The following is a 25,815-nucleotide window of genomic DNA, read 5'->3' as shown; positions in this document are numbered from 1 at the left end:
CCTCCTTACTCCTCTGCTAGCGTGCGGATTTCCTCAAGCATTTCTTCTACTTCAATTTCTTCCGCAAATTCATCTAAAATAGGCTGCGCCGCTTCAATAAATGGCTCCCGATCTACTTCATTAATTTCTGCACCATCATCAATTGCCTGCTGTTTATATTCTTCATCCTGTTCCAATGTCACTTCACGTTCTGTTTCAACAGAGGCTTCTGCTGCATCCAAAACAATTTGCTGTTCATTTTCATCTAAATTATCAAATTTCTCTCCATTTATAAGAAGAAAGCGTGTTGTATAATCATGCGCTGTCTCACTAATATATTTTCCGTTTGGAGTTGTATGGTGGGATTGCTGTACAAAGAACGGGTATGCGTTTTCAGAAGAATCTACAACGTCCTGCTGTAAGCCCTGATATAATTCTCCCCATGAAATCCCGGATGGAATAGCACCAATCTGTGTCCAGAAGTCTGACACTACTCCCGATGTCTGTGTTCGGAATGATAACCCTCGCATATCTTCAACAGTTTCCACAGGCCTTTTCCCATAATAATGTCTTGTCCCTGCCGACCAGTAACCCAGAAGCTTAAACGAGTTATCGGATTTTTCATTAATAATTTGTGCCATCTCTTCTCCTACTTCCCCATCTACCGTACGAAGCCAATGGTCATAATCTGTAAATAAGTATGGGGCAGAAAATAAATCAACCTCCCGAATACCTGTCTGTGTCATAAAACCAGGGGAGACAACCACAACATCGGCAGCTCCCAGCTGCAGCTTTTCAACCAGTTCCGATTCCTCTGTCCCAATCGTACCGGCATGAACCTCCACTTCTATTCTACCGTCCGACTCTTCTTCTACAATTTCTTTAAACTTTAAAAGTCCAGCTTGATAAGGATTATCGGGGGAGGTCTGGTTGTGTGCTGCAATAATTTTCAGCGTGCCGTCATCCTCAACTTCGAGTTCGTCATTTCCACAAGCTGTTAAGAAAAGACACAGTATCGTAAACACACTAAAAATGAAAGCGTATTTATTAAACTTTATCATGTGTATCCTCCTCTTCCATTCAAAAATGAGATATATTCTTACAGAAACGGGCATTGACCAAAATAAATGCCCGTCTCTGTAAATCACTTTTCTATTTATCTGTTTATCTGTTTCTTACTTTGCTAATTCTATAAATTCCTTTGCACGTGCTGTCAATTCTTGATAATCTTCTTCTGTTTTTAGTTTAGAAGCATCTACTAAATTACTGCCAAGCCCGACTGCTGCACTGCCATTATCCAGATATTCTTTCAAATTATCCTTGGTAATTCCGCCTGTTACCATCGCTGTTACATGAGGAAGCGGACCACGGATATTTTTAATATACTTTGGCCCCACTGCATCAGCAGGAAATACCTTTACCATCCGGGCGCCATGTTCATATGCAGTTGTTATTTCCGTTGGTGTTAAAACACCTGGGATATGCTCTATTCCATAGCGCTGACAAAGCTGCAATGTTTTTGGATTCCATGTAGGAGCAACAACAAACGCAGCTCCTGCTAATATAACAGAACGTGCTGTCTCTGGATCCAGTACAGTACCAGCACCAACTTTGATCGATTCGTCTACATTTGCCACCGCTTTTTCAATAATTGCATTAACATTCGGGGTTTCTGCTGTAATTTCAACATGATGAATTCCGCCTTTTGCTAAAGCTTCCAGAATTCCTACAATATTTTCTTCACTCGATTTGCGGATAACGGCAACTACTTTTTCTTTTTTGATTCCTTCAATAATCGTCATATTAAAATCTCCTATTCTAAATTAGTATGTTTTTGATTTAGGCTTTCTGCATTGCGATCGCCTGGATAGGTTTGTAGTAAATAAACAACAATACTGTCTAAAACCAGGTGGGCAGATTGGTCAAATTGACTTCCAAGTGGCTGAATGGTTTCTGGTTCCGCTTCTAACCGTTTTTTCGTAGCGGCTGGAATACGGACTACGTGACCGCTGTATTCGCCAATAGCAGATTGCGGGTTTGTAGTAACCAAGACTACAGAAGCCGCAATTTCTCTTGCTTTTTTGGCATAGTTTAAAAGGGAAGCCGTTCCCCCGGATCCAGAGATTAATAGTAATAAATCATCTGATTCAAGGCTCGGTGTAATCGTCTCTCCAACTACATACACGTGATAACCGCTGTGCATCAATCGCATCGCAAACATTTTGCCTGCCAGCCCAGACCTGCCTGTCCCTGCAATAAAAATCCGATTTGCTTTTTGAATTTTCTCGGCCAATTCTTCTGTTTGATCCGCATCAACCTGAGATAGTACTTCCTGCATCTCTCCAGCTACTGTGTCCAATATTTTCTTCATCGTTGTATCCTCTCCTTAACAAGATTTTCTCCGTACTAAAATTGGTTTGAATCGCATCGTTTCGGGATGCCTATCTGTTTTTTCTTTTAAAATAACTGCAAATAAGATTTCTGCAGCTTTCTTTCCCATATCAAAAGCCGGCTGGGATATTGTCGTAAGCGGCGGATTATAAAAATCGGCAAAAGATACATCATCCACATTAATCATGGCTACGTCATCCGGTATCTGTATATTTCTCCTGCTTAAAAAGGAGAGCACTTCATGCAACACACGATCATTAATAGCAAAAATAGCATCTGGATGCATGTCCTTTTGAAATAATGTATCCAGCTTTTCATATATCGTACTGATCTTCCCGGTAATTAAAGAAACCTCAGGATGCTGTTTGCCCATCTTTTTAATAGATTCTTGAAAGGCATTCACACGCTCTACTCTTGGTGTTACCTGTTCGAGTAAAGGCGGGCTTATCATTGCAATATGCTTATAGCCTCCCTGTAATAAAGTTTCAGCTGCTAATCTTGCCGCTTCTTCATTATCCAAAAGGATCGTATCCACTTTCAATTCTTTGACAATCCGGTCCATAAACACTAATGGATATCCCTCGTCCAGAAGCTGTTGATAGAGCTCTACATTATCGCCGGTAGGAAAAGCAATAATTCCATCAACCTGCTTTGCTTTTAACATTTCAATATACTTTTTTTCTTTTTCCGGCTGATCATCTGCATTACATACAATGACATGAAACCCTCTTTGATGACAAAAATCCTCGATCGCCCGGATGACCTGTGTGGAAAATACGTGAAGAATATTTGCTACAATAACCCCTATGGTTGTTGATGATTTTTGTTTTAAACTTCGGGCCACCATATTCGGACGATAATTCAAATCCTTCACAGCTTGGCCTATTTTCACACGTGTCTCTTCACTCATATAGTCAAAGCGACCATTTAAATATTGAGAAATCGTACTTTTTGACACTCCTGCATATTTAGCTACATCTGCCATCGTTACTCTTTTCATTTGCTTCACCTATATAAATTTGATTAGTAAATCGGTTTAGTAAACCGATTTAGGTGTAGTATAAATCAATAGAAAGCGTTTTACAAGTCTTTTTTTTAAAGAAGAAATTTCCATCATACGAAAAGGCAAGCAACACAATATTTTGCTTACCTTTTTAACTCAACTTTCGCACCTTAAAAAGAAACTTCATTTCTATAGAAACAGGAGTTGATCGTTCTTTTGATAACTTCCTTGACAAAGAAAGAGTAGAAGGTGAAGTGTAAAGCGCCGCTGCGGCGGACCGTTTTGCTTTCCGACGTACAACGGTTTTAATGGGACGAGTAATCGCAGTCCCAGTCCCAGGATGTACTAGTGCAGATGTTGCAACAATTCTTGTCGATGGGGTGAGTAATCGCAAAAGCTCTTCGATGGGGCGAGTAATTGCAGCCCCAACCCCAGGACGTTGCGACTTTAGTCTGCCTAGGGGCACGCTCTTCAGCTAACTTTTGCCAAGAAGAGCACTTGGCAAAAGTGGATCTTCAGATGGTGCTGATCCCTCAGGAGTCAAAACGGTCCGCCTCCGCTAGTTAGATGTTCTATACGTGGAATAGCTGAACAAATAAAAGTAGGTCATGCAGAACATATTTTTTATGCTGCATGGTAAAAGTTCCGCCAAGATTACTTTCTGTGCATGAAAGCTATTCCTGATGTTAATTATTCATGCTGTCATGATTCGAACTGCTAAACCATCCATTTGAAATAACGGAATGATCGTGTCATCAAGCGATAGAGATACTATTTCGTACACCCCAACAGGATGTTATTTCATTCATTCGCTGTAGAATCCTAACTCAGCGGAGTGGTTGGACGGAGCGGAAGCTATACATTATCATTCGTTCAAAAAAAGCTGATTTAACTAAAAAGCAAGCACAATAAAGAAGAACTTGATAATCCTGAAACTGCAAGATATATATGCTTATTCTTAGGTGCGATAGTTGAGTTTTTTATAAATGAGATCTCTAATAAGGGTAATAACCATATGGCGGGTATGGATAATAAGGGGGATACGGATAATAATATGGAGGCGGACCTCCAATATCATCAAGTAACAATCCTGCCGCTAACCCGCCCAAGAACGGCACGCCAAATCCCAATACAGGATTACCAAAAAAAGGGCCATGTCCGTGGTAAGGATACGGTCTTCTTACTTCTTGATTATATAGCGGACCACTCAAACCAACATTGTTAAAAAATGCATTCGGGTACGTCCCCTGCTGATTATTTGAGTATACATTAATTTCGTTCATTCTATTTCTACACTCCTCTCTCATTACTTTATTCAAGATATGCATCCCCCCAGAAAAATGATAATCGGATTATTCTTTCTTATCTGACAATAACACTGTCTTTATACCGTCTTTTATTAAAAAATATGATAAACTAAAAATTAAGAAATGCTAAAACATAGGAGGCGGCAGAAATGAAGAAACAAAACTATGCCATCATTGATATTGGATCCAACACCATGCGTTTAGTAATTTACGAGAAAACAAAGAGTAACCGTCTGAAAGAAATCGAAAACGTAAAAGCCTCCACCAGGCTGCGAACTTTTTTGGAAGAAGATAATACGTTAAATCAGGACGGGATAGATCTTTTAATAAATACGCTGAAAAGCTTTCAGGAAGTACTGCGTACCTATACCTTACAGGATACGATTTGCGCGGCTACAGCTGCCATTCGTCAAGCTGAAAATAAAACGGAAATTGAAACACAGATTGTTCAAAAAACAGGTTTAAATATTCGCATTTTCAGTGAAGAGGAAGAAGCATACTATGGATATTTAGCCGTTGTCCACTCTACCTCCTTAAAAGAAGGTGTAACCGTGGACATCGGCGGTGGAAGTACAGAGGTGACCTATTTCCAAAACCGGGAATTAAAAGAATCACACAGCTTTCCTTTTGGGGCACTTACTTTAAAGGACTTCTTTCAAAACCCGGTTCCAACCACCCAGGAATTAAAAAAACTGCGCCACTATTTAAAAGAACAATTTGCAACACTTCCATGGCTTGAAAATAAAGAAGTAAAATTAGTAGCTATTGGCGGAAGTGCCCGTAATATGGCACAAATTCATCAAAATCTGGAATCCTATCCTCTGGCTGGTCTGCATGAATATCAAATGTTTCAAAAGGATATTGTCGAGGTCAGCAACTATTTAACTTCCTTAAAACCAAATAAATTAGCAAAAGTAGACGGGCTGACGAAAGACCGGGCAGATATTATTATTCCGGCAATTGAAGTTTTTCACTGTCTTTATCAGACTGTTGAAGCAGAAAGTCTTGTGCTGAGTCGGAAAGGACTCCGTGACGGCGTTTTATATGAACACCTGGCCCGGGAAACGGATGCCCCCCTTTACCCGAATGTGCTCAAGGAAAGTATTCAGGAGCTTGTCAATGATTATAACTTAAACAATAGACACATCCGGCATGTTCAAAAGTTAACGGACCAAATATTTGATTTTTGCAAGGATAACGGGCTGATCCATTTAGACAGGCAGGACCGGGAATTGCTTAAAATGTCCAGTCTTTTATTTAATCTCGGGGAGTATATTGATTCAGAATCCAGTGCCCAGCATACTTTTTATCTGCTTGCCAATCGTACCATTGACGGGCTGGAGCATCGCGAACGTCTGAAACTGGCTCTTGTTGCCTCTTATAAAAATAAAACCGTCTTCAAGCAGTTTATCCAGCCATACAAATCATGGTTCTTAAAAGAAGAGCGTCATAAATTATTAAATCTGGGTTCTTTATTAAAATTCACCTACTGTCTGGACGCCACCAAAAGACAGGTTGTCGAAGAAATAGCACTTAAATGGAAGAAAAATCATGTCCTTATTCGTGTCTATACGAAAGCAAATGCGATGCCAGAAGAATACCAGGCTGAAAAGCAGAAGAAACATTTAGAAAAAGCAATTGGAAAAGATGTTGAATTAGAGTTCCATACTCTATAAAACGTACTTTCTTTCTATGGGCATTTTCCGTAATCAATACAGCAGCTTGAAAAGGAGGACTATTGGAAAACCTCTTCTCCTGTCAAAACAGATTGTTCACACAAATTTTACACCTCTTTAACATACTTTATATAGAAAAGGATTATGATATATATAGGACTAAAAGTGAGTGTTCAAAAAGGGCGATAAATAGGACCAAGAAGTTCAAGGCGGCGCAGCTTTGAGGAACGGACTTTCACAGGATGTGATGACTTCTGTGTTGTCCACAGGACGTGGACGGTCTTAACAGAAGTTCCTCTATGCTTTTAGATACGTGAGTACCGGAAAAGCAAGCCAACGCACTTCCGCAGGATGCGGTGACTTCTACGTTGCCCACAGGACGTGGGTGATCTTAGTAGAAGTTCCTTTTTCCGCCGTGTCATTTTTATTGGACTTTTTGAACATCCTCTAAAAAAGGGATGGTGTATTCTATGGAGAAACAAAAAGAAGTCACCAACTCATCTGCCTCTTATAACAACAGGGAGCTGAGTTGGCTCTCATTTAATAAACGTGTATTAGAAGAAGCAGCTGATGCAAATAATCCACTTCTTGAAAGACTGCGATTTATATCTATTTTTTCATCAAACTTAGATGAGTTTTTTATGGTGCGGGTTGCAGGATTAAAAGATCAAGTAAAAGCAGGGTTTAATCGTCCCGATGATAAATCAAACCTGACTCCAAAACAACAGCTTGCTGCCATTGCAACCTTTAATCACAGCTTAGTTGAGCAACAATATGATTTATATAAACAAGTACAGGATGAACTCGAAGCGCAGCATATTAGTCTTTTTCAAATGACAAATCTGTCCGCTGAGACATTAGAGACACTTGAGCAATACTTTGATGAACAAATTTACCCGATTCTTACACCGATGGCAATCGATGCTTACCGTGCTTTTCCGATGCTGTTAAATAAATCGTTAAACCTTGCCATTCAATTAGAAGATGAATATGAACAAGAACAACACCAGAAGAAAACTGCTATTGTACAGGTACCCGCATTATTGGACCGGTTCATCCAGATTGATGAAAAACATCACTATGTACTATTAGAAGATCTCATACGTCATTTTATTTATAAGCTCTTTAAAGGCTACCGTGTTATTTCCTCAAGCACTTTCCGTATTACCAGAAATGCAGATATGAATATTCACGAGGATAGCGCACATGATTTATTAAAAGAAATTGAAAAAGAGCTGAAAAAACGAAAATTTGGCGCTGCTGTCCGTTTGGAAATAAATGCAATGGAACAAGACCCGAAAATCATTTCCTTTCTGCTTCATGAACTGGAAATTCATGAAAAGGACTTGTATATTGTAGACGGTCCGCTTGATCTAACTTGTTTAAATGATTTTTATGATCAAGTAAAGCATGACTATGAGCACCTTATTTATGAAACTTTCATTCCCCAGCCGGCCCAGGATATCCACGAGGATGAAACGGTGTATGAAGCTGTCAGAAAAAGAGATCTCTTTCTTCATCATCCATACGAATCATTTGAACCAATTTCCGATCTAATGCGGGAGGCTGCAGATGATCCGGAAGTATTGGCAATTAAACAAACACTCTACCGTGTCAGTGGAGACTCACCGATTATTGCCAGTTTAAAACGTGCTGCGGAAAATGGGAAGCAAGTAACGGTTTTAGTGGAATTAAAAGCCCGATTTGACGAAGCGAATAATGTAGAGTGGGCAAAGCAGTTAGAAATTGCCGGCTGCCATGTCATCTATGGCATGATTTCTTTGAAAACGCACAGTAAAATCACATTAATTGTTCGGAAGCAGGCTAACCGGATTGAACGTGTTGTCCACCTTGGAACGGGAAATTATAATGATCAAACCGCCAAGTTTTATACAGACATGTCTTATTTAACGACCAAACGAAAATACGGCATTGATGCAACTAATTTCTTTAATTATTTGAGCGGTTATACTGAAAAGCCTGATTTTCATCATCTATCCATGGCTCCCTTTGATATCCGTAATGATTTAATCCATCATATCGATCAGGAAATTAAGTTTCATGAGCAATTTAAAAATGGCCGGATTATTGCTAAAATGAATTCTTTAACAGACAAGCCGTTAATTAAAAAGTTTTATGAAGCCTCTCAAGCCGGCGTTCAAGTCGATTTAATTGTTCGTGGTATCTGTTGCTTACGTCCCGGCATTCCGGGTGTTAGTGAAAATATTCGTGTCCTGAGCATTGTCGGCCGCTTTCTGGAACACAGCCGTGTCTACCTATTCCATCATAATGGGGAAATCAATATTTTCTTATCCTCAGCAGATTTAATGACGCGTAATATGATTAAACGTGTAGAGCTGATGTTTCCTATTTATGAAAATCGGATCAAAAAGCGTATTTACGATATTCTCGATTTAATGCTCCGTGATTCTCTAAAAGCAAGACAGCAAGCAAATGATGGCACCTATTCTTATGTCCGATCTGATGAAGAATTGAATAGCCAATTAAAATTATTTGAACAGGCAATGAACCTATTTGCTTAAAACTCAAAGGCCTTATCAAAGGCCTTTGAGTTTTTGTAGTGTCTGTTTAAGTGCTGTTTTTCTAAAATCGGAAGCCATTCAACTGCCATATTGCTATAAAGTACAGAAATACACTATAATAGAACTTAATTGGATAAAGGTATTTTGTTAGAATTCTTTTAATGAATGCCCTAATTACAATGATGCAAATGGGAAAGCTTTATTCTTTTTTCATTTGCCGACAAAAGGAGTCTTACCAATGAAAATCACCGAAATAACAATGCATCGTATGAATATGCGAATGAAAAACCCGTTCACGACCAGCTTTGGAACAGAACAGGACCGTGAATTTATCATTTTAGAAGCAAAAGATGAAGATGGAACAATTGGTTGGGGAGAATGTGTTACTTCTGAATCTCCGCTTTATATTGAAGAATTTACAAAAGCTGCCTGGGTTATGCTGGAGGAATATTTGATTCCCCTAACGCTAAACCGCGAAATAAATCATCCTGATGAGCTTACTGATTTATTTGAACCATTTAAACGCAATAACTTAGCCAAAGCAGCCATTGATGCAGCTGCATGGGATATCTATGCAAAACAACAAGGTATCTCTCTGGCAGAAGCTATCGGCGGATGCAGAACGGAAATTGAAGTTGGCGTCAGTCTTGGCATTGAAGATGACATGGAGCGCCTGCTTCAAAACATTAAAGAAAAAACAGCAGAAGGATATAAACGAATTAAAGTTAAAATTAAACCTGGAAAAGACGTAGAGGTAGTAAGAGAAATTCGTGAAAACTTTCCTGATATTCCACTGATGGTTGATGCGAATTCCGCTTACACACTGGATGATATGGAAACTCTAAAGAAACTGGACCCATATAATCTCATGATGATCGAACAGCCATTAACAGCCGGCGACTTAATTGACCATGCAGAGCTGCAAAAACATATTAAAACGCCAATTTGCCTGGACGAAAGTATTCATTCCTATGAAGATGCCAGACAAGCGATTCAAATCGGCAGCGGCAAAATTATTAATATGAAGGTTGGCCGTGTCGGTGGAATTACAACCATGAAACGAATCCATGAACTATGTAAAGAAGCAAATATTCCAATGTGGTGCGGCGGCATGCTTGAATCAGGGGTTGGACGTGCACATAATATTGCGATTACTTCCCTTTCTGCGTTTACTTTACCTGGAGACACTGCGGCTTCTTCCCGTTATTGGGATGAAGACATTATTGAACCAGAAGTAACTGTCAAAGATGGAATGGTACAGGTCCCTGCTTCTCCAGGAATTGGTTATGAGGTTAACCGTGAGAAATTAGCAAAATACACCGTTCAGAAAGAAACATTTAAATAATTAACATAATCAGAGAAGAGCTAAAAAAGATAGTAACGACGTCTATCTTAATTCCTCTTCTCTTTTTCTTGTTTAAAATCAATCATGTTATTTCGGAGTTGGTGCATAATAAAGCCTGGGATTAAAAAGTAATTTCATTTCCATAGAAACAGGAGTTGAACGTTCTTTTGATAACTTCCTTGACAAAGAATAGCAGGTGAAGTGTAAAATACCGCTGCGGCGGACCGTTTTGCTTTCCTAGGGGCACGCTCTTCAGCTAACTTTTGCCAAGAAGAGCACTTGGCAAAAGTGGATCTTCAGATGGTGCTGGTCCCTCAGGAGTCAAAACGGTCCGCCTCCGCTAGTTAGATGTTCTATACGTGGAATAGCTGAACAAATAAAAGGTAGATCAGACAGAAGAGATTTTTTGTGGTGCATGGTAAAAATGTACAGCAATCATTCCTCTTTGTGCATCGCAGGGCGAGCTGAAGATCCACTTGAAAAGCGGGTTTCTTTTCAAGTTAGCTGAAGCCGTCCCCATGGCAGACTAAAGTCGCAACGTCCTGGGGTTGCGATTACTCGCCCCATCGAAAACATTTGTACGTCGGAAAGCGGAGTCGTTGACCGGAGCGGAGCTATACACTATCATTCTTTCAAAAAAGCTGATTTAATCCAAAAGCAAGATATATATGCTTATTCTTAGGTGCGAAAATCGAGTTTTAATATAAAGAATAGCCAATATCTTATAACCTGCATATAATAAAAACCAATAAACTTACTTGGTTTTATAAAACCATTCGAAGCAACTATCTTGAAATCATAAAAGAATCATTGTATAGTTTAATCCGTACTATTTTTGTTGGATTTGTCAGGAACATTTTTACGAAGGAGGATTATACCAAATGGATAATTGGTTTATATTATTAAATATTGTTGTTTTACTTGCATTAATTGGTTTATTAATCTATATGCAGAAAAAACATGTTTCCTTTGCCAAACGCGTATTTACAGGTATGGGAATTGGAATTGTGTTAGGAGCTCTGTTCCAGGTTATCTATGGAGAAGGGTCCGATATTCTTACAAGTACGCTCGATTGGTACGATATTGTCGGCAGCGGATATATCCGTTTCCTCATGCTGATTGTTGTTCCACTGGTTATGGTTTCGATTATTCGTGCCATTATCAATTTGAATGAAACAAAACAGCTTGGAAAAATGGCCGCATGGGTAATTGGGGTACTTATTTCAACAACACTTGTTGCAGCAACTCTTGGTGTCGCAACCTCTCTCATCTTTGATTTAAATGCAGAACAAATCGAAGCAGGACAGGAAGAAACAGAACGCGGTGCTTCCATGGAAGAAAATTTTGAATCGATGGAAGAAGAAACAACACCACAACGTATCATTAATTTTATTCCAAATAATATCTTTTTAGATATGACCGGAGAACGTTCAACATCTGTTATTGCTGTCGTTATCTTCTCTGTTCTCGTTGGAATAGCCACTCTTGGAGTGAGCAGGAAACAGCCGGAACAGGCAGAGCGGTTTACACGGATGGTAAATGCCGTATTTGCTATTGTTATGCGGCTTGTAACACTTATTTTACGCTTAACTCCATTTGGAGTATTAGCATTGATGACGAATATGGTTGCCACGACAAACTTTGCAGGGATTGTCCAGCTTGGTAAATTTGTGATTGCATCTTACGTGGCATTGATTGTCATGGTTCTTATTCACATGCTTATCGTCAGCGGATTCCGGTTAAATCCGATTACGTTTATGAAAAAAGTTTTCCCGGTACTCGGATTTGCCTTTACGTCCCGTTCCAGTGCAGGAACGATTCCATTGAATGTGACCGCACAGAAAGAGGCGCTGGGAGTAGATGACGGAGCTGCCAACATGTCAGCTTCCTTTGGCGCAACCATGGGGCAAAATGCTTGTGCAGGAATTTATCCTGCGATGCTTGCCGTTATGATTGCACCGACTGTCGGTATTGATCCAACGTCACTTGACTTTATTGTACAGCTTGTATTAATTACAGCAATCAGCTCATTTGGTGTTGCTGGTGTCGGCGGCGGAGCAACATTCGCAGCGATTATTGTTCTGTCCTCTATGGGACTGCCGATTGCGCTTGCTGGTTTGCTGATTACCGTTGAGCCGCTTATTGATATGGGTCGTACCGCAGTCAATGTCAACGGCAGCATGGTTTCAGGTACCGTCACTTCCAAAGTGCTCGGCAACCTGGATGAGAAGAAATTTAATAATAAAGATGCCGTAGTAGAAAATACTGGTATTTAAGCTCTGAAGAAGCAGTTATCTCGAATAAACCGAGATAACTGCTTTTTTATCACGGAGAAGGGCGAAAACTCCCACTGAATGAAGTTTCGTTTTATGCATAAAATTTAGTCTGCCTGCATTCCACCATCTACATTATATAATGCACCATGCACGAACGACGCTTCATCCGATGCCAGGAATCGGACAATCTGCGCAACTTCATCAGGTGCGCCAAATCTTCCAACTGGAATGCCTTGTTTTAGAGCTTCTCCTGATTTTTCCGGCTCTCCCGGCGTTAAATTATTTTGAATATCCTTAAGCATTTGTGTATCAATGGCAGCAGGAGCTACTGCGTTTACACGAATTCCCAATGGAGCAGTTTCCAATGCTGCCGTCTTCGTTATACCAGCAACAGCATGTTTAGAGGCAATATAGCCAACCATTCCCGCTGAACCGATATATGCGGCATTAGATGCTGTATTAATCACTCGTCCATGCCCCTGTTCTTTCATTTGCTTAAGTACATGTTTTAATCCCAAAAATACCCCGGTAACATTAATCGACATGACCTGTTCAAAAGTATCCTTATCCAAATCTGTAATTTCCGCAACAGGACCATTAATTCCTGCATTATTAAAGAAAATATCGATTCTGCCGAATTGCTTAACTGTTTCCTGAACATAGTTCTTTACATCTGCTTCGTTCGTTACATCTGCCTGAATAATGCCTACATTTTCCGGACTGTCTGTGAGAGATTCCTTTGCTTTGGCTAAGGATGATTCGTTAATATCGACTAAAACAACTTTAGCTCCTTCGTTTAGAAATAATTTTGCTGCTGCTTGACCAATTCCGCCGGCTCCACCAGTTATTAATACAACCTTATCTCGCATACAACACCTCTCCTTTAAAATATGATTATCTCCCATTTTACGAAAACGCTTACAAAACTACAAATAATCTGTTCCCTATATTATGAGGCATTTTTATTGTACACTTTAAACAACCGTTTTAAGAAACAACAGAAGCCAAATGTATACCGATCCAAACTGCTATAATACTTAACAAAACAGATGTGATAACATACCAGAAAGCTGGCAACCACTGCTTATCCAGCAACAGATCAATAACTTCTTTACCAAAAGTGGAAAAGGTTGTGTAACCGCCACAAAAGCCGACTCCTAACAGCAGCCACATCTGGAACGGTAAATGAAGCTCATAAAGAATCCCTAACAAAAGAGAGCCTGATACATTAATCATCCAGGTTGCAATGGGAAAAATAAGCCCTTTCTCAGCTTTTAACGGCTTCATATATTCACTTATTATGTAACGCAATAATGCTCCGATTGCACCGCCTACACCTACAAAACCCATAAGAAGACCTCTTTCTTTTTAAGCTTTCCTGAAATAAGAATAGACAACATTCGCTGTCCAAACCCCGAGACCGGCAAAAGTAATTCCCACAATGATACTTATCCCAATGTATCCAAGAGCCATTGGCAAGTTAAGCAGCAGTATATCTAATGCAAAGGTAGAAAACGTCGTAAAAGCTCCTAGAAACCCCGTGCCAAAAGTCAGTGCCCATACTTGACGATCATGCCTGGAAAGCGAAACAAGTGTGAGTAAAAACCCTAAAAAGAAACAGCCGATAATATTGACCGTAACCGTAGCTATGGGAAATGACTGTCCGCCAAACCATAAACTGATTTCATAACGGGCTATTGCTCCAAAAAAGGCTCCCATCATGATGAAGAGATACTTCATTTAACCACCTGACCTTTATCCGTACATCATCTATATCCATTGGAATATGTACAATTTAATCCTAATCGACACAGAAAGCAAGTTTTTTTAAAGAACCGTTTCTCCGGTTGAAACTTTCTCTGCCTTTCTCCCGTATTTATAATGCAATCAAAATATGGAGGGGGTACCTGATGGAATACTTATACGGGATTCAAATTTTTCTCATTCTTATGTTTTTCTTTTTCAGTTATTTGATTTTAATTCGCAAAAATTATCGTCTTATCAGCGGTTTTCATTCGAGCAGCCCTGAGGAACAACAGCAAATGATTAAAGCAGGTTACCCGCAAGCTGTCGGTAAGATGATGCTGCATGTGGGCATTGTTTTAACGCTTGGATTTCTGCTCCAGCTCTTCCATATTCCCTATGCTATGGAAGGTTCATATATCGTCATGCTTATTGTTTTATTCATTGAATCCTTGTTGATGACAAAAAAGAGGAAAAAGAAATCACAAAAGATAAATAAAACGGTTTTAGCGGTTTCTTTTATCTTGGTAATTGTCGTATTTGCCATCCCCTTTTTGCCAAACACATTAGAAATACACGAGAATTCCTTTGAAATGACAGGTTTATATGGAGAAGAATGGGCATTTTCCGATGTGGAAGAAATATCTCTTTATGATGAACTCCCGGAAATCATCATACGCACAAACGGCATTTCTATGTTTGGAAAACACCTCGGAAATTATCGTATGGAAGAACTCGGAGCAGGCAAACTCTTTCTCCGTTCGGATAAAGCTCCTTATATTGTGGTCCATACACAAGATAACTTTGTCATTATAAATACAGATCAGCCTGACAAAACAATGGCGTATTATCAGCAGCTGCAACAAGCATCTCAGTAGAAAAACAATGATTAGAAAAAGCTGCCCCGCCGGACAGCTTTTTTTGTGATTTCATTTATTTCAGGAAATCAGGATTTTCATATGCCGGATCAGGATAGTTATAAAAGCCTTCTCCTGATTCAATCCCGAATTTTCCTTTATCCAGGTAAGTTTCTTTTAAAAACTTCGCAACCCTTTGCGCTTTCTTATCTCCAGCTTCTCCTTTTGCTGCAGACAGGTTATACGGCGTACGGATTCCAATAACATCCAGTGTAGCAAATGGACCCCGAGGTGCACCGGTAGCTACCATCCATGTTTTATCAATGGTTTCTGCGTCTGCAACATCATTTACCAATAAATCCTGTGCCGCGTCTAAAAATGGGACGAGCAGGGAATTTAAAATATAACCTGGTTGCTCTTTATAGATAGGCAGTGCGACCATACCGATTTGTTCCGCAAATTCTACAACCTCGTCAAACACGTTCATATCCGTTCCTTCATGCTTCATAATTTCTGCCGTATTGTTTTTCCAAATTTCATTGGCAAAGTGAAGCATCAGGAATTGATTTGGGCGTCCGGTTGTTTCTGCAAATTGACTTGGAAGCATGGTAGATGAATTAGATGCAAAAATTGTTTTTTCCGGAGCAACTTCTGCTAATTTTTTATAGAAGTCTAATTTAATTTCTTCTTTTTCCGGAACCGCTTCAATGATTAAATCTGCGTCTGACACAGCTTCTTTTAAATCTGTAGAGAAATGTATGCTTTCAAATGCCTCTTTTACTTCTGCATCGGATGCATTTACATCTTCTTTATAACGCTGCTGCCATTTTTCCATACGTGTTTTTGCAGCACTGACAGCCTCATCATTAATATCATAAACCGTTACATTAAATCCCTTAAAAGAAATCTGAAAGGCAATTTGGCTTCCTAACACACCACTGCCTGCTACTGTTACATTTTTGAATCCCATGAGCAATCCTTCTTTCCTTTGTTATTTCAATTTATTTACATATATAGTGTACGCCTTATAATTACAAAAATAAACAAATTTGCCTAATTCCATTTTCATAGAAAAAGTTTATAAATGCTTTTTGTGAAAAATAAAGCAGATTGCAAACACTATATAATATAGCATTTCCAACCTGCTCTTTTTCAATTCCATTCTTTAAATCGCGTAATCATTTGCTTCAGCTTTTTCTCAATTTTCCCTTCTCCGTCCTGTTGTTTTTTCCATTCATTATAGCTGGCAATACTAATAAATAATACTCCAGCAATAAGTAGATATGCCCACCAAGGCAAGTTTCCCCAATAAGGACGTGTTTGATAGATCACATTAAATAAAAGGGTTCCTATCCCGACAAAGAAATATGATTTCAATTGATAACGCATCCCGGCCAGTAAAGAAAGGATAGATAAGATACCAATAATCAATGCGTCCATAATAGTAGCGCTCTGCATCGCATCAGCAATTAGATATACCGTAACAATAATCAAAAGCACTGTCTGGACATGCCGCATAAGCGATTCATACTCATGCCATGTTTTCTTAGATAAAATAATAGCTAAGGCAAGTACTGGCAGCGCCTGAAGCTCTGCATAAAGTACTTCTGGAATTGCGCTGATATAATAGTCAAGTACTAGGTAATACGGAGCTAAACAAACAACACCGCCAATGGTTACAAATAATTTTTGCAGCATTCTGTTTCCCACACGATCCATTTGCAAGAAAAACCAGGAAGCAAAAAGCACTTGTGTTATAACGGTCAGCCAAATCGTATCTGGCTCTCTTGCCCAATTTAATGCAAAAACAAGATATGCTAATGCCATCAGAGAGTACCAATCGATTGCTTGCACACTCCCCTTTTGAGTGATATATAGTTTGGAAAATATATACCTTCCTGCTACTGCTAAAATGCCAAAACCAATACAATAAATCAGCCATAATTCCATCGATTCCTCAAATATCCCCTGCACGCGCCATAGATAAATCGAAAAAAACAGCGGTACAACAAGATATAATGTCCACTTTCGCATATGCAGGAAGTATACATTTACTACAACAAGACCTGCAAAGCATACAAGTTGCCAAAATTCCTCCACTACGGATAAAAATACGCCCATACCTAAAACCAGATTCATATAGGGAATGAAAAAATATTCCATTCGACGCTTCCATACTACCGGAGCCGCTAACCAAACAGCAATCATGAGGATTCCGGTAATCAGCCAAGCATAGACAAAGGACACGTCTGTCATCCATTCATAATAGGAAATGAACGCCGGAACTCCTCCAATAAGCATGAGAAAACCAGCATATAAAGCTACTTTTATCTCCCATTCTTTTTCCCTTGCCCATGCCGTATACACATAAACCGCCAATGGAACGAGCCAGACTGCTGGATAAAGAACAGGCTTTATAACACTATCTCCAGCTATGATGAATACTAGAAATAGCAGCACTGCTTGCGCAAAATAGAAAAAATACGGTTTTAAATGAACATCAAATTTCCCTAAATAGCGATCAACTGCTAAGAATAAAATTGGCAAGCCAAGCATAAACCAGACAAAACCTTCGAAGGTGTCGATCGAAAATGTGCTTCGTAATGACACATAAAATCCTAAGCTTACTGCTGCAACCAAACTCCAATAAAGAGGCTTGCCTGTAAAACGGACCAGCCAATACATGACGCCGATTCCCACGAATAAAATCAAAGGCCGTACAGCTATTTCATCTCCTGCAAAATCTGCAAATAACAGAAGTATTGCTAACAGATAGCTTCCCTGCCCTGTATAGAATGTTGTTCGGGTCAATTCCTGCTGCTTTCTTTGCTTCCAAATAAGACTAATCCCAAATAATATCAATCCTGCCGCTGCCAGTTGAAAAGGAAGATCCAGCTGACTCCGATAAACATAGGATCTCTCTGCAAATTCAAAATACAGTATATACATTGCTAATAGCCAATTGAGCGGAACAGCCCAGGCAGTAACTTGTTTCTCCAACGGCTTTGTCGATGCAAACGTCATATACAACGCAACAGCACCTGTTAATGCAAGCATGACTGCAACCTCAACAAACTCCAGCATGAAAAGTTTCAGCAAAATGGTGATCCCAAGTACCGGCATAGACCAGAAATACATACTTTTCCCGATTGCTTGCATATACGGAATCCGGCTTTGGAAGCCGATAAACAGAAATAAAGCTATCGTATAGAAAAACATAAAGTTAAGAATGCTTTCCGGGAAATAAGGACGTATCATTAATGACCAAAGCTGAACCCCTGCAGCAATAAAGAATGCAGGAGCTATCCACCGGAAAACACCCCGCTTCGTTACCTCTGCAAGATAGACGTACGTACCTGCAATCACGATATACGCGAGCAGCATAAACCAGGAGCTCCCATCTGCCCGGATAATTAAGCCCTGAAAGCTGATATACAGAAAAGCAAAACCCGAAATAACTCCGCTCGTATAGTAAAAAACGTTACTTGCAAAGCTGTCTTTCCGCATCACATAAGCAAATCCTAAATATGCCGCACTCATTAAGGCATAGATCAAGGAGTCAGCTGTGTACAAAATCGAATTCTCTGTCAGCTGATAAATCCCATAAGCAAATAGAGCGACAAACACAAACTGATAACCTTTTGTCTGATAAACAAACACCATAGCCATATACAGAAAAGCAGTTAAAAGAACATTAAAGCTATAAAATACTTCCTGATTATAAACAAATAGCATTAATAACGTGGAAACAATTAAATTTAACTGCGCATAAGCAGGCAGCTCATGTAAAAAGACCTGTAATACTTGTTTTTTCTTTTTTCGAAAACGATGATACCCAACTAATAAAACCGCATTATACAGCATCATTAAGAAGAAGAACATGTCTACTGGTATTTGCAGCGCAGCAAGGAAAAAGCCGATAAAAAAAGATAAAAATAAATAAAAAATCCATACAAACAGCTTAGCTTTTGTCCGATATGCATTCCAGGCGTATAAAGGAAGCGGTACAAGCGTACACAAAATCCCCAGCCAATAGCGTCCTTCTCCTGTTAATGTTAAGTAATCCCCAAATAAACCAAAAAATCCAATACCGATAATCGCAATTGGTAATAATAAACTTCCTAATGTTAAAAATGCAAAAGCCGTCTTTTCGATTTTGAGAAAACGAGAGGATAAGCCGCTTAAAGCTAAAAAGAAAATGGAAACACCAAGCAGTGTCGCAACCTTTAGCATCGCTCCCATTTGATCCCAAGTGCTTGTCGCTACCACCAAACCACTGATTAAAAGGAAAGAAACCCCTAAAATAAGCAGCCAGGTAATATTTCTTTCTCTAATCTGTTCTGCTGTTTTCGGCTCACGCACCGTTTTTTCCTTCTTCTGTTTTGCCGTCTCCTGTTCCTCGGGAGTGGACAGCCATTCTTTTTTATCCTTATTTCCCTGGAAAAACCGGGTTACTTTTTTAACCGGCGTACTATCCGGCTGTGGAGTAGATGACTCTGTCTCATCAAGTTGATTCTGTTCCGCAGCCTGATACCTCTCTTTAGAAGCCTTATCTTGCGCATCCTCACGAACTGCTCCATCCTTACTTTTATCTATCTGTTTCGCATATTCCTGATGGGCTGTTAAGATACGTTTATAATCTTCCATGCTGATAAGATCTCTTTTTAATAATTCAATCAATTCTTCTTGCAAAATTTGAGCTCGATTTTTAGCATTCGAAATAACGTCCACGCCCCTTTTTTAAGGTGAAGGATACTTTATTTGTTACTAGATTATTAGAAAAACTATGTATTCACTCGTCTTTAAGTGAATACATAGTTTTTCTTATACTTTCCTATCGTGCAAGAAATTAATGAGCTCGTAAATAACATTCTTTCCTGGAAAATATATGGTAAGTATGTAAATAACCCCGCTTCTTCACACCGAAACGGGGCAGCCTTTATCTTCCTTCTTCATCCATACAGAGAAAAAGTGTTACGCCTTCACATCAATGGAATGCCCTAAATTCGGATGTCGCGGCTGATCCAGCATTTTAATCAGTTCCGCATTTTCCATTTCCGCTTGATCCATGACTTTTCCCATTAAGCTGAAGGACACTTGTGTTTGTAAATTAGCCTGACTCATAATCATCGACATTTTTCCGACATCCACTTATCCATTCACCCCAATCTGAAAGATTTACTAATTATCTTTATTTTAACATAGTTTTCTGTCAAATGATGCATATTTTCTGATAAGACGGGAATAGGAAAAATAGTAGCTTGTACATTTAAACATTTTTATAAAATTTTTGCCATTATAAATGTCTATTCTATTTTAAAACGTATCTCAAATTTTGGTAAGTACATGGATTCTTGATAAAATTCTAATATTAGAATATAGAACTACTCCTAAAGAATCAGCCGCAAAGCAAAAGAATAAAATATATTTGTAATGGATAATCACTTAAAAATAGACATATGGATTAGAAAAATCACATTCGCCTATCTTTATGCTTGCACAAGAATGTGCTGAGTTTGACGTTCCCACAAATATTTTCGGTGGAACGAGTAAATACAGGAGCTTCTATACACTGGCTAGACTTTATACCGCATTACTTTCAAGCCATCCTAGTTGTATGATTATGGATAAAGGAGAGGGAACTGTTTGGCGAAATTTTATCTAGGAATATCCGTTCATTTGATATGGCATTCCAGAATGGCGAAGATGAATTTTCATTGTGCTGCCAAATTGCAGCATTTCCAATGCGCTGAAGGTGGCCGAACGAATTCTCAAGGTCGTGGAGGCGCACTCCTTTCAAATTTCTAAAAAGGAAAGCATATCTATTTCAATTGGTGCAGAAACATATCCCAACACCTGCAGTAATCCGCAACAAATCCTCCCTTAGGCGGATGAAGCATTATATAAATCAAAGCACCTGGGGAAAAATCAAGTCTATCCTGCTAAAACGTCATCTCTGAATGAATCATAAAAGATTTCGGGATGACGCTATTCATTTTTCAAATACAGAAGCATGCGTCACCATTATTTACCCGGCTTTCCTGTCTTCAATACTTCTGACATTTCGGTTATCGCAAGCGGTTTACTGTAATAATAACCTTGAATCTCATCGATCCCATGACTACGTAAAATATCGAGTTCTTCTTTAGTTTCTATTCCCTCAGCAACGACTTCCATCCCCATACTTTTCCCCAGCTGGACAATGGTTGTTGCAATTTTTCTCTTCGTAGACAAATTGGAGATTCCACTAATGAGCGAACGGTCAATTTTTAAAATATCCAGATCAAGCTTTTGCAGATAAGCCAATGAAGAGTACCCTGTCCCAAAATCATCCAGTGCAATTTTGATTCCATTTTCCTTCATTATTTTTAAAATTTGCTGCACGTATTTTTCATTATCAATAAAGAGGCTCTCCGTAATTTCAATCTGAATCCAGGCTGGTTCCACTTGATATGTATGAAGAACAGCCCAGAATTTATCGACAAAATCCGCCTGCAGGAACTGGCTGGACGATAGATTAATAGATACGGGAAGCAAATCGTATCCTTTGGTTTTCCAAGATCGCAGCTGCCTGCAAACATTTTCCAGAACCCAATCCCCAATTTCATTAATCATGCCTAACTCTTCTGCTAATGGAATAAATTCACCCGGCGATACTCTCCGAAATTTCGGATGCTCCCAGCGGATCAACGCTTCATAGCTCGTGACAATTTCTTTATCCGGAGCTACCTTAGGCTGATAAACAAGATAAAATTGATTATTGTCTAACCCTATTCTTAAATCATTTTTTATTTGAAATGCTCTTTGGTTAGAGATTCTCATCTCTCTGTCAAAAAAACGGTAATCATTCTTAGATAAACCTTTTACACGATACATTGCCAAGTCAGCGTGCTTCATCATCGTCGGTGCATCTGAACCGGCCTCCGGATAGGTGGATATTCCGATACTTGCTGTCGTGCTCAATTGGTACCCTTCAATAGCAAAAGGCTCTTTAAAATTGGTAATAATCGATTCTGCATAGTGCTGCATGTCTCTCGGGGCAGTTATAAAATCAATAAGAATAGCAAATTCATCCCCGCTGAGCCTGGCAACGACTCCATTTTTACCGACGATTTCTTCTAACCGGCGGGCAACTGCGATAAGCAATTCATCACCTATGATGTGTCCAAGTGTATCATTTACATATTTAAAGCCGTCTAAATCAACAAACATAATACCAAATTTTTCAGCATTTTTTTCAGCATATTCAATCTTTTTAATTAAATTCTCATCAAACTTCCGACGATTCTTAAGCCCTGTTAAATGATCATAGAAAGCCATCATCCGAATCTTTTCCTGATTTTCTTTTTTATCTGTGATATCATGTCGCATCGCAATATACTGCACAGGCTTTCCTTTTTCATTCTTTACCGGTACGATGGTCGTATCCACCCAATAAAAAGAACCGTCTTTCGCACGATTTCTGATTTCGCCATTCCAGACCCCGCCGCGCCCAATCGTCTGCCACATCTTTTTAAAGAAATCCCTTGAATGGTAGCCGGAATTGATCAGCTGATGGGTATTACCGATTAACTCTTCATTCGAATAACCGGATATTTCACTGAAGCGATTATTTGCATGGATGATTTTCCCCTGCCGGTTCGTAATAGCTAAAATCACAGATTGATCCAATGCATATTTAATGTCTGATAACTCTTTTAACGCCATCATCAATTGATTATTTGCTTCCTTATCATCAGAAATGATTCCGAACACTTCTACACCATCCTCTGATATAACTTGATAACCAAAAACACTCAATAACATTATTTCTCCGCTTTTTTTATTAATCGTTGCATTAAAATGAATTTGCTCTTCCTCACCGTCAACAAGCTTTGAAAATTCTTTTGCGACATGAGGACCAATATATGAAGAGAGTATATTTTCATAGTCTTCTCCAGAAATTATATCTTTTGACTCATTCAATACACCCCAAGATAACAGCTCTGTAACATATATTTTTCTATTCCGAATCTTAAATACTGCCTGAGCCAAAATCATTTCCTCCTCGCAACCGACACTGCAAATACATATAGTATAAATATAGCATGTAATAACAGACAAAAACACATCTATTTCGATGAATTTAAACATTTTTTGCTAAATTAAACCAAAATTAATTTTTTAACACTTGGATAAATTTTCAACAAAATCCCATGAATTACAGGGCAAAAAATAGAAGATCACGTGATAAGACCAGAATGTATTCTACTCAAATTGGAGTTTACCAATCCGTAAATCAGTACGTACATTTTTTAAAAGGTAACTACAATTCACTTTATCATGTGACAGACAAATGAACAAAGGTCTATACTCCTCTTTTCATTTGCTGAATATCATAGAAATTCGTTTTACTCTCCGCTACAATGAAAAAGAAAGTATACGATCCATTGTGAAAAGCTGGAGGTCATTCCATTGAATAAAGATAAAATGCAGCAGGAAGCAGCGCATTTCCTGACAACCTGCTATACAGAAACCGGTGCTCCTGCAGAAAAATTAGCGGAACGAATCAATGAAGTCACGACAGAGATAAATGCACATGGCACCTATACCCAAACCTATGAAGAAATAGTATACGGAGTAAAGCTCGCCTGGCGAAATGCCAACCGTTGTATCGGCAGATTATTCTGGGAGCGTATCGACGTTGCAGATGCAAGACAGGCCACAACAGAAGAAGAGGTATTTGAATTCCTATTCAGTCATTTAAAAAACTCCTTTAACCAAGGAAGAATCAAACCCTATATCACCATCTTCCCTGCCTCCTCGGCCAAAGAAGAAACCGTGAAAATCTGGAACCATCAGCTGTTGCGCTATGCCGGTTATGAAACGGAAAATGGGATTATCGGTGATTCAGATTCACTGGAATTCACCAAAATATGCGAACAGCTGGGCTGGCAAGGGGAAGGAACACATTTCGACATTCTGCCGCTTGTTATTCAAATCGGCGGCCAGCCTCCTGTTTGGAAATCTATCCCGGAAGAATTCATTCCAGAGATCCCTATGGAACATCCAAAATATGAGGCAGTAGCAGATTTAAATTTAAAATGGTATGCTATCCCGGTTATTTCAGATATGCGTCTGGAAATTGGCGGGCTGCATTACATATCTGCCCCCTTCAACGGCTGGTATATGGGAACAGAAATCGGTGCCAGAAACTTTGCAGATGAGCACCGCTATAATTTGCTGCCGAAAATGGCAGAGATCATGGGCTTATCGACAAAACATGCCAGTAATTTATGGCAGGACCGTGCACTCATCGAATTGAATGAAATGGCACTCCACTCCTTTAAGAAACAAGGTGTATCCATTGTCGATCATCACACCGCCGCATCCCAGTTCCGCATTTTCGAAAAGCAGGAAGCAAAAGCTGAAAGGGAAGTAACCGGAAAATGGACCTGGCTTATCCCGCCTGTATCCCCGGCAACCACGCATGTCTGGCATCAGCCCTACAGCAATGAGTTCAAAAAGCCGAATTTCTTTTATCAGGATAAGGCTTATCGGCAGGGAAAAGGGTGCCCGTTTCATGGGTAGAGATAGAGATAAGGGTGTTCTTACTTTTGGTAAGAGCACCTTTTATTTTGAAGAGAAAATCTTTCTTTCACTTAATTTGTGTTTATCATAGACTGCAAAGATAGTATTTTAGATTTTCGTTTTTAAAAATTAATTCTGTAAAAGCTGCAATATCAACTGCGGCTGCTGATTTCCCTGAGCCAGCATTGCCATCGCAACCTGTCCCAAAAGGCTGTGTTTGGTATATAGCATCATCTCTTTTGCAATATCCGCATCCCTTATCCGCGATTCTGCCTGTGTGAGATTGATCACTGTATTAGAGAGGTTATTGATCGTATGCTCCAGCCTGTTTTGTAAAGCTCCAAGATTGGAACGCTGGGAGGATATTTGTTCTATCGCTTTATCTACTATTCCAATAGCTGCATCTGCGCCTTCTTGTGTAGAAATATCAATTTCATCTATCCCGAGTGCTGCTGCCCGTACATCTCCAATTGAAATATCAACATATTGCCCTGCATTCGCACCAGCTTGTATACGTTTATCCGTAAAAGAACCATCTAATAAGGATTGCTTGTTAAACTCCGTATCACGTCCAACCTGCGTTAATCCTTCCCGCAGCTGCTCAATCTCCTCTTGCATGATTTTCCGGTCCGATTCTGAATACGTTCCGTTCGCTGATTTCACGCTTAGCTCCCGCATCCTTTGTAATATAGCATGCGTTTCATTCACCGCACCTTCCGCTGTTTGCAAGAGCGATACGCCATCTTGTGCATTCCGGATTGCCACATTTAATCCGCGGATCTGCGCTCGCATTTTTTCGGAAATCGCTAAACCAGCTGGATCATCTGCAGCACTATTAATACGTTGTCCGCTCGCTATACGGAGCATAGACTTTTGAGCATTCGCAAAGTGGTTGTTCATATTATTGTATATCGTAAACGCCATGACATTATTTTGGATGCGCATTAATAATAATCCCTCCCACCTGATTCAAATGGATTTGTTATTAAATATATCGGCTGAATAGAAGAGGATATGAAGGATTGCCGAAAAGTTTTATTATGCCGGGAGGATTTGGAGAGGAATTAAAAAGAGTCCTAATAGCAGGATCTAAGCGAATCACCCTGCTATCAAGACTCTAAAACC

At 39.4% G+C, this 25,815-nt stretch carries 19 protein-coding genes; 6 read left to right on the top strand and 13 right to left on the bottom strand.

Annotation, left to right across the window (positions count from 1 at the left end; translation table 11 throughout):
• Positions 1 to 5: 5 nt before the first annotated feature.
• From BN986_RS05725 to BN986_RS05705, 5 genes are all read right to left on the bottom strand, one after another.
• On the bottom strand, positions 6 to 1,040 hold the full coding sequence (locus BN986_RS05725) for a TRAP transporter substrate-binding protein (RefSeq protein WP_052400658.1): 1,035 nt from the start codon (positions 1,038 to 1,040) through the stop codon (positions 6 to 8).
• A gap of 114 nt (positions 1,041 to 1,154) precedes the next feature.
• Positions 1,155 to 1,781, bottom strand: a complete 627-nt coding sequence (locus tag BN986_RS05720; protein WP_040978690.1) for a bifunctional 4-hydroxy-2-oxoglutarate aldolase/2-dehydro-3-deoxy-phosphogluconate aldolase — start codon at positions 1,779 to 1,781, stop codon at positions 1,155 to 1,157.
• An 11-nt stretch (positions 1,782 to 1,792) separates the two neighbouring features.
• Complete coding sequence (hxlB, locus tag BN986_RS05715; protein ID WP_040978689.1) at positions 1,793 to 2,350, bottom strand: 6-phospho-3-hexuloisomerase; 558 nt, start codon at positions 2,348 to 2,350, stop codon at positions 1,793 to 1,795.
• A 15-nt stretch (positions 2,351 to 2,365) separates the two neighbouring features.
• Positions 2,366 to 3,370: a LacI family DNA-binding transcriptional regulator gene (locus tag BN986_RS05710; protein ID WP_040978688.1), complete on the bottom strand. Its 1,005-nt coding sequence runs from the start codon at positions 3,368 to 3,370 to the stop codon at positions 2,366 to 2,368.
• Between the two features lie 998 nt (positions 3,371 to 4,368).
• Positions 4,369 to 4,692, bottom strand: a complete 324-nt coding sequence (locus tag BN986_RS05705; protein WP_187378537.1) for a hypothetical protein — start codon at positions 4,690 to 4,692, stop codon at positions 4,369 to 4,371.
• A gap of 137 nt (positions 4,693 to 4,829) precedes the next feature.
• Between BN986_RS05705 and BN986_RS05700 the strand changes: the two genes are divergently transcribed.
• The 4 genes from BN986_RS05700 (at position 4,830) to BN986_RS05685 (ending at position 12,520) form a co-directional block, all read left to right on the top strand.
• The gene (locus tag BN986_RS05700; protein ID WP_040978687.1) at positions 4,830 to 6,356 is read left to right on the top strand and encodes a Ppx/GppA family phosphatase; all 1,527 of its coding nucleotides are present in this window, start codon (positions 4,830 to 4,832) and stop codon (positions 6,354 to 6,356) included.
• 470 nt (positions 6,357 to 6,826) lie between these two features.
• Positions 6,827 to 8,899, top strand: coding sequence for an RNA degradosome polyphosphate kinase (locus BN986_RS05695; protein ID WP_040978685.1), 2,073 nt, complete (start codon positions 6,827 to 6,829; stop codon positions 8,897 to 8,899).
• A gap of 238 nt (positions 8,900 to 9,137) precedes the next feature.
• Positions 9,138 to 10,244 carry an o-succinylbenzoate synthase gene (gene menC / locus BN986_RS05690; RefSeq protein WP_040978684.1) on the top strand — a complete coding sequence of 369 codons (1,107 nt, stop codon included), beginning with the start codon at positions 9,138 to 9,140 and terminating at the stop codon, positions 10,242 to 10,244.
• Positions 10,245 to 11,125: 881 nt separating this feature from the next.
• Positions 11,126 to 12,520 carry an L-cystine transporter gene (locus BN986_RS05685; protein ID WP_040978682.1) on the top strand — a complete coding sequence of 465 codons (1,395 nt, stop codon included), beginning with the start codon at positions 11,126 to 11,128 and terminating at the stop codon, positions 12,518 to 12,520.
• A 104-nt stretch (positions 12,521 to 12,624) separates the two neighbouring features.
• Here BN986_RS05685 and BN986_RS05680 read toward each other — a convergent pair whose 3' ends face one another.
• The 3 genes from BN986_RS05680 to BN986_RS05670 all read right to left on the bottom strand — a co-directional run bounded on the left by BN986_RS05680 (position 12,625) and on the right by BN986_RS05670 (position 14,260).
• The gene (locus tag BN986_RS05680) at positions 12,625 to 13,389 is read right to left on the bottom strand and encodes an SDR family NAD(P)-dependent oxidoreductase (protein WP_040978681.1); all 765 of its coding nucleotides are present in this window, start codon (positions 13,387 to 13,389) and stop codon (positions 12,625 to 12,627) included.
• A gap of 118 nt (positions 13,390 to 13,507) precedes the next feature.
• Positions 13,508 to 13,870 carry a fluoride efflux transporter CrcB gene (gene crcB, locus BN986_RS05675; RefSeq protein WP_040978680.1) on the bottom strand — a complete coding sequence of 121 codons (363 nt, stop codon included), beginning with the start codon at positions 13,868 to 13,870 and terminating at the stop codon, positions 13,508 to 13,510.
• A gap of 18 nt (positions 13,871 to 13,888) precedes the next feature.
• Positions 13,889 to 14,260, bottom strand: a complete 372-nt coding sequence (locus BN986_RS05670; RefSeq protein WP_040978679.1) for a fluoride efflux transporter FluC — start codon at positions 14,258 to 14,260, stop codon at positions 13,889 to 13,891.
• 170 nt (positions 14,261 to 14,430) lie between these two features.
• On the opposite strand from BN986_RS05670, the gene BN986_RS05665 reads away from it, so the two are divergent.
• Positions 14,431 to 15,141 (top strand): DUF3784 domain-containing protein, encoded by a 711-nt coding sequence (locus tag BN986_RS05665; protein WP_040978678.1) that lies wholly within the window; start codon positions 14,431 to 14,433, stop codon positions 15,139 to 15,141.
• Between the two features lie 55 nt (positions 15,142 to 15,196).
• Here the strand turns inward: BN986_RS05665 and BN986_RS05660 are convergent, their stop codons facing one another.
• The 4 genes from BN986_RS05660 to BN986_RS05650 form a co-directional block, all read right to left on the bottom strand.
• Entirely contained in the window at positions 15,197 to 16,090 is an 894-nt protein-coding gene (locus tag BN986_RS05660; RefSeq protein WP_040978677.1) for a 3-hydroxyacyl-CoA dehydrogenase, read from the bottom strand.
• A gap of 182 nt (positions 16,091 to 16,272) precedes the next feature.
• Positions 16,273 to 19,851, bottom strand: a complete 3,579-nt coding sequence (locus BN986_RS05655; RefSeq protein ID WP_052400657.1) for a hypothetical protein — start codon at positions 19,849 to 19,851, stop codon at positions 16,273 to 16,275.
• 243 nt (positions 19,852 to 20,094) lie between these two features.
• A complete protein-coding gene (locus BN986_RS26090) occupies positions 20,095 to 20,271 on the bottom strand; it encodes a YjfB family protein (RefSeq protein ID WP_074435616.1) in 177 nt (58 codons plus the stop codon).
• An 873-nt stretch (positions 20,272 to 21,144) separates the two neighbouring features.
• A complete protein-coding gene (locus BN986_RS05650) occupies positions 21,145 to 23,154 on the bottom strand; it encodes a putative bifunctional diguanylate cyclase/phosphodiesterase (protein WP_052400656.1) in 2,010 nt (669 codons plus the stop codon).
• A 435-nt stretch (positions 23,155 to 23,589) separates the two neighbouring features.
• Here BN986_RS05650 and BN986_RS05645 point away from each other — a divergent pair, with 435 nt between their 5' ends.
• The gene (locus tag BN986_RS05645; protein ID WP_040979219.1) at positions 23,590 to 24,690 is read left to right on the top strand and encodes a nitric oxide synthase oxygenase; all 1,101 of its coding nucleotides are present in this window, start codon (positions 23,590 to 23,592) and stop codon (positions 24,688 to 24,690) included.
• A 129-nt stretch (positions 24,691 to 24,819) separates the two neighbouring features.
• On the opposite strand, the gene BN986_RS05640 is transcribed toward BN986_RS05645, so the two are convergent.
• Positions 24,820 to 25,635 (bottom strand): flagellin N-terminal helical domain-containing protein, encoded by an 816-nt coding sequence (locus tag BN986_RS05640; RefSeq protein WP_040978676.1) that lies wholly within the window; start codon positions 25,633 to 25,635, stop codon positions 24,820 to 24,822.
• Positions 25,636 to 25,815: the final 180 nt, after the last annotated feature.

This window comes from Oceanobacillus jeddahensis (assembly GCF_000750635.1).
GTDB classification, from domain to species: Bacteria; Bacillota; Bacilli; order Bacillales; family Amphibacillaceae; genus Oceanobacillus; species Oceanobacillus jeddahense.
This window is presented reverse-complemented; position numbering and strand designations above follow the sequence as displayed.

Coding starts and splice junctions, on each gene's coding strand:
- BN986_RS05680 (WP_040978681.1), bottom strand. CDS start 13,389: ATGCGAGATAAGGTTGTATTAATAACTGGTGGAGCCGGCGGAATTGGT.
- crcB (WP_040978680.1), bottom strand. CDS start 13,870: ATGGGTTTTGTAGGTGTAGGCGGTGCAATCGGAGCATTATTGCGTTAC.
- BN986_RS05670 (WP_040978679.1), bottom strand. CDS start 14,260: ATGAAGTATCTCTTCATCATGATGGGAGCCTTTTTTGGAGCAATAGCC.
- menC (WP_040978684.1), top strand. CDS start 9,138: ATGAAAATCACCGAAATAACAATGCATCGTATGAATATGCGAATGAAA.
- BN986_RS05665 (WP_040978678.1), top strand. CDS start 14,431: ATGGAATACTTATACGGGATTCAAATTTTTCTCATTCTTATGTTTTTC.
- BN986_RS05700 (WP_040978687.1), top strand. CDS start 4,830: ATGAAGAAACAAAACTATGCCATCATTGATATTGGATCCAACACCATG.
- BN986_RS05685 (WP_040978682.1), top strand. CDS start 11,126: ATGGATAATTGGTTTATATTATTAAATATTGTTGTTTTACTTGCATTA.
- BN986_RS05645 (WP_040979219.1), top strand. CDS start 23,590: ATGCAGCAGGAAGCAGCGCATTTCCTGACAACCTGCTATACAGAAACC.
- BN986_RS05660 (WP_040978677.1), bottom strand. CDS start 16,090: ATGGGATTCAAAAATGTAACAGTAGCAGGCAGTGGTGTGTTAGGAAGC.
- BN986_RS05725 (WP_052400658.1), bottom strand. CDS start 1,040: ATGATAAAGTTTAATAAATACGCTTTCATTTTTAGTGTGTTTACGATA.
- BN986_RS05710 (WP_040978688.1), bottom strand. CDS start 3,370: ATGAAAAGAGTAACGATGGCAGATGTAGCTAAATATGCAGGAGTGTCA.
- hxlB (WP_040978689.1), bottom strand. CDS start 2,350: ATGAAGAAAATATTGGACACAGTAGCTGGAGAGATGCAGGAAGTACTA.
- BN986_RS05640 (WP_040978676.1), bottom strand. CDS start 25,635: ATGCGCATCCAAAATAATGTCATGGCGTTTACGATATACAATAATATG.
- BN986_RS05695 (WP_040978685.1), top strand. CDS start 6,827: ATGGAGAAACAAAAAGAAGTCACCAACTCATCTGCCTCTTATAACAAC.
- BN986_RS05720 (WP_040978690.1), bottom strand. CDS start 1,781: ATGACGATTATTGAAGGAATCAAAAAAGAAAAAGTAGTTGCCGTTATC.